This is a genomic window from Ruminococcus intestinalis (assembly GCF_014288065.1).
In the GTDB taxonomy this organism is placed as follows: domain Bacteria; phylum Bacillota; class Clostridia; order Oscillospirales; family Acutalibacteraceae; genus Ruminococcoides; species Ruminococcoides intestinale_A.
This window is the reverse complement of the sequence record NZ_JACOPS010000002.1, coordinates 171,003-185,338: the sequence shown is the minus strand read 5'-3', so window position 1 is coordinate 185,338 and position 14,336 is coordinate 171,003. Positions and strand designations below refer to the sequence as shown.

Annotated in this window: 12 protein-coding genes; 8 read left to right on the top strand and 4 right to left on the bottom strand. The window is 36.7% G+C overall.

From position 1 onward, the window contains the following. Positions 1-6 precede the first annotated feature (6 nt). Positions 7-723, bottom strand: a complete 717-nt coding sequence (locus H8R91_RS05050) for a queuosine precursor transporter (protein WP_186935136.1) — start codon at positions 721-723, stop codon at positions 7-9. Between the two features lies 1 nt (position 724). Continuing rightward, positions 725-1,420: a radical SAM protein gene (locus H8R91_RS05045; protein ID WP_186935135.1), complete on the bottom strand. Its 696-nt coding sequence runs from the start codon at positions 1,418-1,420 to the stop codon at positions 725-727. A 320-nt stretch (positions 1,421-1,740) separates the two neighbouring features. On the opposite strand from H8R91_RS05045, the gene H8R91_RS05040 reads away from it, so the two are divergent. The 7 genes from H8R91_RS05040 (at position 1,741) to H8R91_RS05010 (ending at position 10,182) form a co-directional block, all read left to right on the top strand. Continuing rightward, positions 1,741-2,751 (top strand): hypothetical protein, encoded by a 1,011-nt coding sequence (locus H8R91_RS05040; RefSeq protein ID WP_186935134.1) that lies wholly within the window; start codon positions 1,741-1,743, stop codon positions 2,749-2,751. A gap of 77 nt (positions 2,752-2,828) precedes the next feature. Further along, complete coding sequence (locus H8R91_RS05035; RefSeq protein ID WP_022235285.1) at positions 2,829-3,746, top strand: YihY/virulence factor BrkB family protein; 918 nt, start codon at positions 2,829-2,831, stop codon at positions 3,744-3,746. Between the two features lie 52 nt (positions 3,747-3,798). Further along, a complete protein-coding gene (locus H8R91_RS05030) occupies positions 3,799-4,512 on the top strand; it encodes a hypothetical protein (RefSeq protein WP_186935133.1) in 714 nt (237 codons plus the stop codon). A 154-nt stretch (positions 4,513-4,666) separates the two neighbouring features. Beyond that, positions 4,667-5,164, top strand: coding sequence for a MarR family winged helix-turn-helix transcriptional regulator (locus H8R91_RS05025; protein ID WP_243237763.1), 498 nt, complete (start codon positions 4,667-4,669; stop codon positions 5,162-5,164). 20 nt (positions 5,165-5,184) lie between these two features. Continuing rightward, positions 5,185-6,933, top strand: coding sequence for an ABC transporter ATP-binding protein (locus H8R91_RS05020; RefSeq protein WP_186935132.1), 1,749 nt, complete (start codon positions 5,185-5,187; stop codon positions 6,931-6,933). Further along, the gene (locus H8R91_RS05015; RefSeq protein ID WP_186935131.1) at positions 6,933-8,837 is read left to right on the top strand and encodes an ABC transporter ATP-binding protein; all 1,905 of its coding nucleotides are present in this window, start codon (positions 6,933-6,935) and stop codon (positions 8,835-8,837) included. Before H8R91_RS05020 ends, H8R91_RS05015 begins: the two co-directional genes overlap by 1 nt. Before the next feature lie 1,027 nt (positions 8,838-9,864). Then, on the top strand, positions 9,865-10,182 hold the full coding sequence (locus H8R91_RS05010) for a nucleoside triphosphate pyrophosphohydrolase (RefSeq protein WP_022233941.1): 318 nt from the start codon (positions 9,865-9,867) through the stop codon (positions 10,180-10,182). A 446-nt stretch (positions 10,183-10,628) separates the two neighbouring features. On the opposite strand, the gene H8R91_RS05005 is transcribed toward H8R91_RS05010, so the two are convergent. Continuing rightward, on the bottom strand, positions 10,629-11,171 hold the full coding sequence (locus tag H8R91_RS05005; RefSeq protein WP_186935130.1) for a TIGR01440 family protein: 543 nt from the start codon (positions 11,169-11,171) through the stop codon (positions 10,629-10,631). 174 nt (positions 11,172-11,345) lie between these two features. Here H8R91_RS05005 and fucO point away from each other — a divergent pair, with 174 nt between their 5' ends. Then, positions 11,346-12,491 carry a lactaldehyde reductase gene (gene fucO / locus H8R91_RS05000; RefSeq protein ID WP_186935129.1) on the top strand — a complete coding sequence of 382 codons (1,146 nt, stop codon included), beginning with the start codon at positions 11,346-11,348 and terminating at the stop codon, positions 12,489-12,491. Positions 12,492-12,595: 104 nt separating this feature from the next. On the opposite strand, the gene H8R91_RS04995 is transcribed toward fucO, so the two are convergent. After that, positions 12,596-14,332, bottom strand: coding sequence for a glycosyltransferase family 39 protein (locus H8R91_RS04995; RefSeq protein WP_186935128.1), 1,737 nt, complete (start codon positions 14,330-14,332; stop codon positions 12,596-12,598). Positions 14,333-14,336 lie beyond the last annotated feature (4 nt).

Sequence of the window (14,336 nt, the reverse complement as noted above, 5' to 3'; positions counted from 1 at the left end):
AAAGTTTTATGCTTTTTCGGCTTTTGCATTAAGCTTTTTATCATGAATTTTTCTTGCAATATAAACAAACGGGGTATCGAGCAAACTTGTGAAAATATAGATAACATAGCTTGAAATGAAAATTGAAATAAGTGTCGGAATATCGTATGTGCCCCAGAAAGCGAATGCTGTGAAAAGAGCAGTGTTAAGAATCTGACTGATAAGTGTTGAACCGTTATTTCTAAGCCACAAAAATCTGCGTTTGCTGCCAAACTTCTTTTCTGTAAAATTCCACCATTTATGGTAAAGCCAAACATCAAACATCTGGCTTACGGCATATACAACAAGAGATGCAAGAATCATTCGTGGTGTGTTTGAGAACACTGCTTTTATTGACGGCATAATTGTATCTGTTGCGCTTGGTGTATAAAGCATCCAGCTTTGCGAAAGCACAAGGAAGAATATTGAACAGAATATACCGGCATATACGGCGGTTTGTGCGGCTTTTTTGCCTTCACATTCCGACAAAATATCGGTTATCAAAAATGTTACGGCAAAAAGAACATTACCGAGTGTTTGTTCCATTCCGAATGCGTTTATCATTATTGTAACTTCAATATTTGCAAGAATAGTTGCAATTACAGATATACAATAAAGTCCTGTTTTTCCAAAAAATTTGTATCCTAAAAGTGCTGCACCGTAAATAAATACTACGGAAAATATAAGTATAAGTTCGTTTGGCATATCAGTCACCCACTCCAAAATCAGTATTGTTAATTAAAATATCGGCTCTGTCGTTATCCTTATATATAGGATAAATTTCTTTTATAAAAGCCTTTATAAGTTCTTTATCGGGTTTTACGCTTGTGGAATTTTCGCACATTATATTAATGCAAATTCGTTCAAAATATTTGAGTCCAAGTTCAATATCGTTTCTTATAGACTCAACGGTCTGACCTTTAATTCCAAAAAGGAAATTTGCCTCGTCAAAGTTTTCAGAGATTTTTTCGGGAGATTTCTCTTTAATTCCCTTTTTAAGTACATTTTCTCTGAAATCATAATCAAAGGTTTCAAGACCGAGTTTCATTTTAAGCGTAAAGTCGGAAAACTCTTTTCTCAAATCAGCAATTCTGTTGTTGTAAAGATAGTGCGACTCAAAATGAATTGTGTGGATATTCTTTTGTTTACAAACCTTTTTTATAAGCTCGACGGTATTTTTGTCAAGTTCAAACACCGACCCCGAGTTTATTACTTCAAGGTTTTGAAAGATGCCTGTTACATTTTCAAGCACCTTGCTGTTCAGCCTGAAATTTTCTTCTTCATTTTTACAGCTGTCACTGTAATAGTCGCAGAATGTGCATTTGGTATAAACACACCCACTGCCACGCAGAAGGACAATTTCACGACTGTTTTTTTCGTGAATTATACTGTACCTTTCCATAAATTTGGCATAAAAAAACACCCACAGGGGGTGTACGGACACAGTAAGTCCTATGCCTTTCCTCCTTAGTTTTGATTGAGCAAGCCCCTTTTGGTTAATTGCTCGAGCAGGATGGTTACGAACTGCTTGACTAATATGTTATCACAATAGAGGCTTTTTGTCAAATTATCAAGAACAATATATTTAATAGCAATTATACTTGAATTTATAAGCAAAATTGTATATAATTTATATTGCAAATGATAATATGATATGGCAAATGATAATATGAAATTGTCGTTTGTTGATAAATATTTTATGAAGTTTTGAAAGGTGAAAAAATGAGAGGATTTAGTTTTTATGGAGATACTACTGACAGATTTCCGTTTAGCGGAAAAGAAATGCAGCAGTATCAGGAGCGTGTAAAGCGTATTCGCAGTAATCACAGACTTACGGTGCTTTCTTTTGTACTGTTGGTACTTGCAATAGTCGAAACTATGTTTTTTGTTACGGTTCAGTTAATGCTTAAAAGTTCGGAGTATGTCGGTTTGCTCAGCGTAATTCTTGAGGCTCTTACATTAATAATTGTTGCCGCCACAGTACATGGATACAGAAAAATGTCAATTGACTTGCGTTCGGTTGATTTAGCGGTTCTGATAATAGCGGAATTGCTGTTTGGTTTTTCCGAATTTATGATGTATGTATACAAACAGCCGTTTTATATGTATGTCATTGCAGGCATATCATTTGTACTGATTTTGTATATTCTGCTTTTTGTTAAGGCAAAAATAAAAGAAAGAGTTACTTTTGCCGCTCTGCCGCTTGTAATGCTTGTTGCGGCAGGTTTTTTGAGTATAAATACATCAATATTTACGGTAAGATATGTCTATCTTTCTTCCGATGGTTATTATAATGATGTGAGCAATAATGATATGGCTCATTTTTACTACACAGAGTCTGTTAATGTAACAAACTTTTCAAAGCTCCCGTCATACGGTACAAAAGGAATATACAGTATGAGCGAGTATGAAAATTTTTGCAACTCTTACAAAGGTTCGGTAAATATGAGTGAATTGCTTAATTTCAGCCGCAACTACAGTGACGGATTTTTTAACAGCAATTGCCTTTATGTTGCTCCTGTTGAGCTTGAATCGTCGGCAGACAGAGTCAACTTTAGGGGACTTAGCTATGCAATCAGTTCACAGATTCCGTGTGTTCAATATCAGAAATCAAAGGACAGCAATCAATCAAAGGGCGTTTGTCTTATGCTTATTGAAGTACCTCTAAAAGATGACGAAAAAATCAATAACATAGTAGAACTTAAAACCGATAGCGTGATTATGGCACAATAATTTTTTAAAATCAGATTAAATCAGTCCTAAGTGTCATATAAATACATTATATCTACTCATAAAACAGGAGATTTGCTATGAAAGCAGTAAAAAAAGCTTTTGCTTTTTATGATAAAATAATGAAAAAATATGATCCTATAATAAGCAAATGTATTCACGATAATATTTTTGCCATAGCCGGACAGTCTGCTTTTTTTATTGTGCTTTCATCTGTTCCTTTGTTAGCGTTTTGTTTGTCGATTCTGCAAGGCTTGCATATATCGACTTCGTTTATTGAACAGGCGCTGCAAAGTGTATTTACAGATGTATTTCTTACACAGATAAAGTATTTTTTAACCGAAACATATCAGAATACTATCGGAATTTCTTTTGTTTCAATTGTGGTTACATTGTGGTCTGCATCGCAGGGAATACATGCAATCACTAACGGACTTAACAGAGTTTATGATGCATATGAAAACCGTATGTGGATAGTTTTGCGCTTTCGTGCAATGTTTTATACTGTTATTTTCTTTATATTAATGTCTGCGTCGTTGGTAATAATTGCTCTCGGTTCATATCTTGACGATTGGATCCAACCGTTTATAAGCAGTTTGCCAAACATAATTACAGCAATTTTCAGATCAAGATATTTACTTGTATTTTTAATTCTGACTTTTACTTTTGCGTCTATATACAGGAATTTCCCGTGTATTTCCAAAGAGCAGAAAAAGGAATATAATTTTAAATCTCAACTTCCGGGTGCGGTTTTGTGTACAATTTCGTGGTTTGTATTGGCTCTCGGAATCTCAATATATGTAAAAAGTTTTAATGGCTTTTCTGTTTACGGCGTAATTACAGGTCTTGCTATCATAATGGTTTTGCTGTATTTTTTAATGCTGCTGTTAATGATATGTGCTGAAATAAATTATGTTTATCACGACACTATAAAGAAATTTTCATTTAAAAAGTTAGTTTCACTGATAAAACGGAAAGTTAAAAGGAAAAGTAAATAATAAGTGTGTTAAAGCGCCTTTTTGAGTTATACTAACTCAGGAGGTGCTTTTTATGTTAAAAAAATTTACCTGTACGGCACTTGCTGTTTTAATAATGATTTCCGGTATGATATGCGTATCTGCAACTTCAAAGGCAGATTTTTCACTTGAAAATGCCAAAGAATACTTTACACTTATGAACGGATGTTCAAGGACCGCTCTGAAAAATTATAATGACGAAGATACTGTAGACGCAATTGTATATTGCGGTCTAGATTTAAGCAGTCCGAAAATAATGTTTTATTTATCAATGTTTTATATTGCAAATGATATTGATACGGAAAAAATAACCGCAGACCCCGCATATTGTACACAGATAATCGGTAATCTTAACGCATATCTTGAGAAAAAAGGTATTGTAAACGGCAAGTCGGACGAGTTTTTCAGTAATTATAAAAATGAAATTTCACAGAATAAACTCAGGTTTTCAACGGTAGGCGCATACACTTTTAAGGCTAAAAAAACCGTAGTGCAAAAAATGCTTGATGACGGCAATACGGATTTTGTGATTGTGGGAACAGGATTTATGCTGAAAGAGTGCGATGTAAATGCCGACGGTAAAATTAACGATAACGATGTTAAAACAGTGCAGAATTTGAGTGCGGATATTATTAAAACAGAATGTTCTGATGAAGAAAAATTTGTGTTATATTCGGCAGATTTAGACGATAACGGAAAAATTAATATAAATGACGCTACAGCGCTACAACAAAAAATGACAGCGTAAAGCTGTCTTACATAAAATTAAAATTAGTTCTTGACAAATAAAAACAAAAAGACTATAATGTTATAAAAGTTCGGTATCAAACAATTTAATATATAACAGTTTTATACCGAACTTATATTGAGTTACGATTCGGAGGTGTTTTTTAGTGTGTGATATGTTTGGGGAGGACGAAAAATTAAATGCGGATACAGAGAAAAATTTTGAAAAGGATTGCCATATATGTGACGCAATAGGTCACGAAATTAAGGCGGTAAACCACCTTATGCACAGGAAAATGCTTGAAAGTGCGGCAAAAAACGGTGTGGATAAGGTAACGATTATGCACGGCTGGATAATCGCGTATCTTTACAATAATCAGGACAACGATATTTTCCAGAAAAATCTTGAAAGCGAGTTTTCAATTTCACGCTCATCCGTAACTAATATTTTACAGCTTATGGAAAAAAAGGGGTACATAAAGAGAGAGTCTGTTGAAAATGATGCAAGACTTAAAAAAATTGTGCTTACCGAAAAGGGAATGAGCATAAAAAGCTCGATAGATAAAGCAATTATATCTAACGAGCAGGAATTTGACAGTATTTTTACACCCGAAGAAAAGCAAACCTTTTTGTTTTTAATACGAAAACTTAAGACAGGCATTTCGGGACAATAATATGGTAAAGGAGAAAAAGTATGATAAAAACTTTATCAAAACAGATTAAGGGATTTGTAAAAGAATCTGTACTGACGCCTGTTTTTATGATACTTGAGGTTGTTTTTGAAACGCTTATCCCGCTTCTTATGGCCTCAATTATTGATGACGGTATCAACAAAGGCGATATGAATCATATTCTCTTTGTCGGAGGAGGAATGGTTCTTTGTGCTATCGGCGGACTTATCTGCGGTATTCTCGGCGGCAGCTTCGGTGCAAAGGCATCAGCCGGTTTTGCACGAAATCTTCGCCGCTCAATGTTTGCGAATATTCAGACATTTTCGTTTTCAAACATTGATAAATACTCAACCGCAGGTCTTGTTACAAGACTTACTACCGATGTAACCAACTTACAAAATGCGTATCAGATGATACTCAGAATGTGTATGCGTGCACCGACAAGCCTTATTTGTGCAATGGTTATGGCATTTATAATCAACGCAAAACTTGCAAGTGTGTACCTCGTTGCAATTATTTTTCTTGCGATTGTTCTTGCTTCCCTTATGAAATTTACTATGAAATACTTTAATCAGGTATTTAAAAAGTACGATGATTTGAACGCAAGCGTTCAGGAGAATGTATCCGGTATCAGAGTAGTAAAGGCTTTTGTTCGTGAGGATCACGAAACCAAAAAATTCTCAAAAGCCGCAAACAACCTTTACAAACTTTTTGTTAAGGCTGAAAACTGTATGGTATCTGTAACGCCTATAATGCAGCTTACCGTTTATGCTTGTATCATTGCAATAAGCTGGTTTGGCGCAAATATGATTGTCGGTTCAACACTTACAACAGGTGAGCTTACAAGTATGCTTACATATTGTATGAACATTCTTATGTCACTTATGATGCTCGGTATGGTATTTGTAATGATTACTATGAGTGCCGCAAGTGCAAAGCGTGTAGCAGGTGTTCTCAACGAGAAGAGTAACCTTACAAACGGCGAAAATCCTGTTAAAAATGTGCCTGACGGCAGTATTGAATTTAAAGATGTATATTTCAGTTATAACGAAACAGGCGCAGAACCTGTACTTGACGATATTAACTTAAAGATTAAGTCAGGCGAAACAGTCGGTATCCTTGGCGGTACGGGCAGCTCTAAAACAAGTCTTGTAAACCTTATCGGCAGACTTTACGATGTAACAAGCGGTGAAGTTCTTGTCGGCGGCAGAAATGTTAAAGAGTATGACCTTGAAAAGCTCCGTGACGAGGTATCTGTAGTTCTTCAGTCAAATGTACTTTTCAGCGGTACAATTTTAGATAACCTCCGTTGGGGTAACGAAAACGCAACGGAAGAGGAATGTGTAAATGCCTGCAAACTTGCGTGCGCTGATGATTTTATTCAGACATTCCCCGAAAAGTATAATACATTTATTGAGCGTGGCGGTACTAATGTATCGGGCGGTCAGAAACAGCGTATCTGTATTGCGAGAGCATTACTTAAAAAGCCTAAAATTCTTATTCTTGACGACTCTACAAGTGCGGTCGATACAGCAACGGATGCAAAGATAAGAAAGGCTTTTGCAGAGGAAATTCCTAATACAACAAAGCTTATTATTTCACAGAGAATTTCAAGTGTTCAGAATGCCGATAAGATTATAGTTCTTGATAACGGTAAAATCAGCGGCGTAGGCTCACACGATGAACTCTTGAATAAAAATGATATTTACACCGAAATTTATGAGGCCCAAACTAAGGGCAGCGGTGACTTTGACGCAAAGGGGGAGATGTAATGCCGGGTCCTATGGGTGGCAGAAGACGCCAGATGGGTGCAAAACCTAAGGTTAAAAATCCGGGAAAAATTCTCGGAAGAATTTTAGGATATACCTTTAAGAATTATAAAATTCATATGATAATCGTGTTTATATGTATTATCGTCAGTGTACTTGCAAATGTACAGGGTACATTATTTATTCAGTCGCTTATTGATGATTACATCACTCCGCTTATGAATACAAGTTCGCCTGATTTTACTCCCTTGCTTTTCGCAATAGCAAGAGTAGCAGGTTTTTACTTGCTCGGTGCTGCTTCAACTTTTGCGTATTCAAAACTTATGGTTTATGTAACACAGGGTACAATGCGTAATTTGAGAATTGATATTTTCTCACATATGGAGAGTTTGCCGATTAAATTCTTCGATACTCATTCTCACGGCGATATTATGTCGGTTTATACAAATGATATTGATACTCTCCGTCAGATGATTAGCCAGAGTATGGTTCAGCTTTTCTCAAGTACAATTACAATCGTATCTGTAATTGTAAGTATGATTTCAATCAGTATTCCGCTTACACTTCTTACACTTGTTATGGTTGCCGTAATGTTTATTGTATCGGGCAAAATCGGCGGCAAGAGCAGTAAATATTTTACGGCTCAACAGGATGACCTCGGCAAGGTAAACGGCTACATTGAAGAAATGATGAACGGTCAGAAAGTTGTAAAGGTATTTAATCACGAGGGTAAGGCTGTTGAAGAATTTAACGAACTCAACGACAAACTTTTTGACAGCGCATATAATGCAAATAAATTTGCAAATATTCTTATGCCTATCAATGCACAGCTCGGTAATATCAGCTATGTGCTTTGCGCAATAGTCGGCGGTGTGCTTGCGTTTAATCACTTTGCAGGACTTACACTTGGCGGACTTGTTGCTTTTATGACATTTAACAAAAATTTCAGTCAGCCAATTAACCAAATCAGTATGCAGCTCAACAGCATTATTATGGCTCTTGCAGGTGCAGACAGAATTTTCAAACTTCTTGACGAAAAACCTGAAGAGGACGACGGATATGTAAATCTTGTAAATGCAAAAATTGTTGACGGCAAAATCGAACCGTCTAAAGAGAGAACAGGTGTGTGGGCATGGAAACATACTCACAGCGAGGACGGCACAACAGAGTACCGTCAGCTCAAGGGTGACCTTGTAATGGACGATGTTGACTTTGGTTATACCGATGATAAAATGGTTTTGCACAACATTGACCTTTATGCAAAACCCGGTCAGAAGATTGCGTTTGTAGGTTCTACAGGTGCAGGCAAAACTACAATTACAAACCTTATCAACAGATTTTATGACATTCAGGACGGTAAAATCCGTTATGACGGCATAAATATCAATAAGATTAAGAAAGCTGACTTAAGACGCTCTCTCGGTATTGTATTGCAGGAAACGCATCTTTTCACAGATACAGTAATGGAAAATATCCGTTACGGCAGACTTGACGCTACCGATGAAGAAGTTATTGCGGCGGCTAAACTTGCCAACGCAGACAGCTTTATCCGCAAGCTTCCGCACGGATACGATACGGTTCTTACAGGTGACGGCGGAAACCTTAGCCAGGGACAACGCCAGATGCTTGCAATCGCAAGAGCCGCAGTTGCCAATCCGCCTGCACTTATTCTTGATGAGGCAACAAGTTCAATTGATACCCGTACAGAAAAGATTGTACAGGACGGTATGGATAAGCTGATGAAGGGCAGAACAACATTTGTAATTGCTCACAGACTTTCAACCGTAAGAAATTCAGATTGTATTATTGTTCTTGAGCACGGCAGAATTATAGAAAAGGGCACACATGAACAACTTATAGAGCAGAAGGGTAAGTATTATCAGCTCTATACAGGTAAAACCGCTTAAGGATAGTTAAACACTTTATAATATAGCGCCGACCGATACATAAAGACTGTATCGGTCGGCGCTTTTAGTAAATATTATCAGTTCTGTAAATAGTTTACGCAACTTAATAAAGCCACAAAACAAAAATCTACCGACAGAGTATTCTCTGTCGGTAGATATTGCTTTTATTGAAATTTTAATTTATTATCATCATTACCCGGTAACAATACTTATGTTATCGGCTTTTTATAAACTAAATTTCGGACTCATCTCCAATTATGTATAATTTAGAAATCGTTAAAGTTTACATCGGAATTATCTCCTATACTATAGTATATCTAAATATAAACTTCCTCGTACATCGGCCTTATCTCCAATCTTTAGATTTTTATTAGATAAATTTTATCTGTACATTGGTACGACCACCATATTAACAAGATTTTAAATTATATTAAGTTGTAATCATAATCTCGGATAAACCTGATTACCTTAGAATTGTGATTACTCAAAAGCTCATTTTTACGAATAATAACCTAACAACTACTTTCGCAGACAATCTATATAAAAAATATGAAGTTCTTTTTTGTATTCGTACGCTTTGAATGCAATTGTTTGATTGGTAGTAATCGGAAACCTTGTCTGATTTAAATTAATAATATGTTTAATAACATTGAAATTATCAGCTGCCCGACAAACAAACGAGATATTATAACCTTTTCTAATGTATCAGGTTATTGTTTGTTTGGGGGAAGGCTCCGCATGAAATCTCTGATATATCTTATGTAATGGACTTTTACTTTCATATTAGAAACCTCCTTTTGTTCCTTTTCTTTGTCTATATTATACAGAATAAATCAACCTTTGTCAATATAAATATTAAAAATATTTATATTTTTATTTTATCAAAATCTATTGAAGTGCATTTTGCATTGTGGTATAATTAAATAGTTGGGGTATTGCAAAATACTCCTTTTATTGACTTTTTTGTTGCTGTTGTGTATAATAATTACATATTAATATGATTTTCAACGGATAAGAGGTGTGGTATATGATTAAGAAGTATAATAAACTTGTGAGAGATAAAATTCCGAAGATCATTGAAGAAAACGGTCAGATGTGTGAAACCGAAATTCTTTCTGACGAAAGATACCTTGAAATGCTTGAATTAAAGCTTTCAGAGGAGTGTACAGAGTATCAGATTGATAAAAATACCGAGGCGCTTGCCGATATTCTTGAAGTTGTTTATGCCATTGCCAATGCAAGAGGTATGACAGACGGTGAACTTGACAGATTAAGACTTGCCAAGGCTAATAAAAACGGAAGATATAAAGATAAAATATTTATTAAAGAAGTTACTGAGTGGTAAACAAAAGCACGGTGCATTAAACGCATCGTGCTTATTTTTTTGTGGTTCTTTGTCAAAAGTTGGGGCAAATTATGGTTTAGCAAATTGTTTCGGCAAGTAATTATAAAAGTTTGGTCGACCTTTTCAAAGGTCGTGGGTGTGGGCAAAGCCCACAAATACTTTCCGTTTACGCAATCTAACAATAGCCAAACAGCTCGCTGTTTGGCGGCTTGAACGCAACGGCGTTAGCCTTTAAAAGCGATAGCAATATAAGAAAAGAAATTCGTTATTTCATAATAAAATATAGGTTTTTTAATGTCTGTCGCCTGTTTTAACAAAATTAGTTTTAGCACGCAAACAGCGTGGCTGTTTGCGCCTGATAAATTGTTGTATCGGAAGATTTTATGGGCGCTGCCCAAACCCGCAATTTTTGAAAAAATTGAGTAAACTTTTTTATTTGTTATTATTTACATATTTTCATCATAAACCGCTCTGCAGCCGCCGATAAATTTCGGTCTGGTTCTTGCGGCAAGTAAAATAGCGTTGCCGATATGGTCAAGGCTCAGTCTTACGGGAACAGCTACTTTTTTAAGGTGCATACCTATTAATGTACCGCCAATGTCAAGTCCTGCGTCAGCCTTGATTTCTTCAAGAGCAACAGGATTTTTAAATGTTTTATATGCTGTTGTGGCAAAAGAACCGCCTGCCTTTGGTTGCGGAACAACATTTACAATTTCAGCATACGGAACGGCATCACGCTCTACAATGACTGCACGGTTCAGATGTTCGCAGCATTGAGCGGCAAGATAGATTTTCTTTTCGGTAAGCACTTCATAAATACCCTTGAAAACCTGCTCGGCAACCTCAAGATTAGAGTTTTTGCCGATAGTTCCTCCGGCAACTTCACTTGAAGAACAGCCGACTACAACTATACTGCCTTCCTTAAGTTTGGCAACATTACAAAGCTCTTCGCAAGCCTGTTTTGCTTGAGAATAAATATCAACTGACATATATATCAACTCCTAAATTATCATCTATACTTATTATAGCATTATTTTTATAAAGTACAAGTCTATTAGCTTTTTAAGATAAAAATAATAGAATTTATATAACAATCTTGATTTTTTAGTAAATATGTTATATAATAAAGCTACAAAAATTTTTTAGCAAAGGATGAAAAATATATGAATAGATTTGTATTAAACGAAACTTCTTATCACGGTGCAGGTGCAATCAATTCTATCCCTGAAGAAATTAAGGGAAGAGGTTTTAAGAAGGTGCTTGTAGCGTCTGACCCCGACCTTGTAAAATTCGGAGTTACAAAAAAAGTTACGGATGTGCTTGAAAATGCGGGCATTGAATATACTTTATATTCAGACATCAAACCTAATCCTACCATACAGAATGTTCAGCACGGTGTTGAAGTATTTAAAGAGAGCGGAGCAGATTGTATTGTTGCAATCGGCGGAGGTTCTTCAATGGATACGGCAAAGGCAGTCGGCATAATTATTAATAATCCCGAATTTGCGGATGTTCGCTCGCTTGAGGGTGTTGCACCCACAAAGAACAAAGCAGTGCCGATTATCGCAGTTCCTACAACGGCAGGTACAGCCGCTGAAGTTACAATTAACTATGTAATTACAGATGTTGAAAAGAACAGAAAAATGGTATGCGTTGATGTTCACGATATTCCTGTAGTTGCAGTAGTTGACCCTGATATGATGTCAACTATGCCAAAAGGTCTTACCGCCGCAACAGGTATGGACGCACTTACGCACGCAATTGAGGGCTACATAACAAAGGGTGCATGGGCACTTTCCGATATGTTCCATTTAAAGGCAATTGAAATTATTTCAAAGTCTTTGCGTGGCGCAGTGGATAACACACCGGAGGGCAGAGAGGGAATGGCTCTCGGTCAGTATGTTGCAGGTATGGGATTCTCAAATGTCGGACTTGGTATAGTTCACTCAATGGCTCATCCGCTCGGCGCTTTGTACGACACACCGCACGGTGTTGCAAATGCCATTATTCTTCCGACAGTTATGGAGTATAACGCTCCTGCCACAGGTGATAAGTACAAATACATTGCCGCCGCAATGGGTGTAGATGGTACAGAGAATATGACTGTTGATGAATACCGCAAGGCAGCAGTTGACGCAGTTAAAAAACTTTCTCAAGATGTAGGTATTCCTGCGGATTTAAAAGAAATTGTCAAACCTGAAGATGTACCGTTCCTTGCACAGTCGGCATATGATGACGCTTGCCGTCCCGGCAACCCAAGAGATACCAGCGTAGAAGAAATTGCCGAACTTTATAAGAGTCTTATGTAATTATAATTCGGTAACAGAATATTTATATAACATTGAAAGCCTGCGATTTTCGCAGGCTTTTTGTATAACAAAAATGCAGTCAAAACCGACTGCATTTTTTCGTATTATTTAGATTTTCTTTTGAAGATTTTGCCGTAAAGTTTGGTATCTTTAAAGCCTTTCGGTTGTTTGTCGGGGATTTCTTTTAAGCTGTTTACTACTTTCTTTATGCCTGTATATTCGCTTTCAAGAATTGTGCAGAGCGCATATGCGGCATAGGGGAGGAGAAGAACAATGTATGTCAGTATATACTGCGATTTTCCTTCGAAAAGCAAGTGATAGCCGAATCCTCCGAGCAATACAAGCGGCAGCAATACCGTAGAAATGTTTGTCTTTTTATACAGGAACATAAAGTAAATGCCGAGTGTAAAGAGTATAAACACTGCCATCATATAGAAGTTAAAGTACAATTCAAGGAACTGTCCTGTACTGCCGTCATAAACAGCCTTGCCAAGACCCTCCTGTACATCAACATCGTGTCCTTTAACCTTGCTTACCCAAATGCTTTCGTATGACGGTTCATTCCACTGACTTAAAATTTTGTTGCCAAAGAAATTAATTGCATATTCGGAATCGTTTTTCATTTTATTAAGACGGCTGTTAATATCTGACCATGCTTGCGATTCTGCGGCATCAATATCACAATTGTTGCTTGTATAAAGACTTAGTGCGATATTGTTGTACCAACCGGGAGCCATATAGGATTCGTTAAGTCCCATATCAAGATAAAGTACCTGTGAAACACCGCCCTTAAGTTCGGTGTTTGCTCTTGATGCGTAGCTTTTGATTACAAGATTACTTGTACCGACAACGGCAATACAGAGAGCAAGTGCAAATGCGATACTCTGCCATTTTTTAGCCTTTACGGTGTGAATGATAAGCATAATTACAAAGGCAACAAGGTAAATTAAGTTGTTGTACTTTGCAAGTGCCGATACAACGAGCAGAACTCCGCAAGGGATAAGCACAAGATATTTATCGGTTTGGAAATATTTGATTAGGAAGTGTGACGCCCATATTGCACAGCACATACCGATTATGTTGCCGTATACGAATGTGCAGAAAAGTACAGGCTGAATACAGCCGGCAAGTGCGAGAATTACTATAAATTCAATTTTGTTTCTGCCGAAAATCTGCTTTGTGATTTTTGCAATGCCAAGATATGCCGCCGCAACGCAAAGTACATTTATAACTTGTAGAGGCATTGTGCTGTCTGTACCGAAAATTCTGTAAACGATTTCGCTTATAAGCACAAAGCCGAGTTGGAACGGATAACAATTGTAGTATGAGAATCCGCTGTAGAAATCCTTGTTATAAAAATCGGAACCGTTATGTAAATATGCATAATTGCCTTGTGCCGTTTGTGAGGCGGTTTCGTAAATATTGTAACTGTCTGCCGCAGGAATTGATTGTACAGAGAATATCCATACAAGTCCGATGATTGCAGAAAAAGCAAACAAGCCTGCCTCCATAAATTTCATATTTACTTTGGCGAAAAATGCGGTATGCTTATTAATCTTAAAAAGCAAAGCTGTAAATATCACAAGGCAGAATATATTTATTACAAATAAATCGTCTTGAAACAAAATAACTTCGGAGCTGTAGTTTGCAGGGTCAATAACGCAGGTCTGAAATATACTCATTATTGCAATGTAGCCAAAAACTAAAAACAGCAGTCCGCATATTATATTCACCGCTATGCTTTCGGTAAGGCAATGCTTTGCAACAGCAGTTTTAACCGTGGTTTGAGCCTTTTGCTTAGGCTCTTTGTTTTTTTCTTGATTAGTTGGGTTATTGCTCATTTTT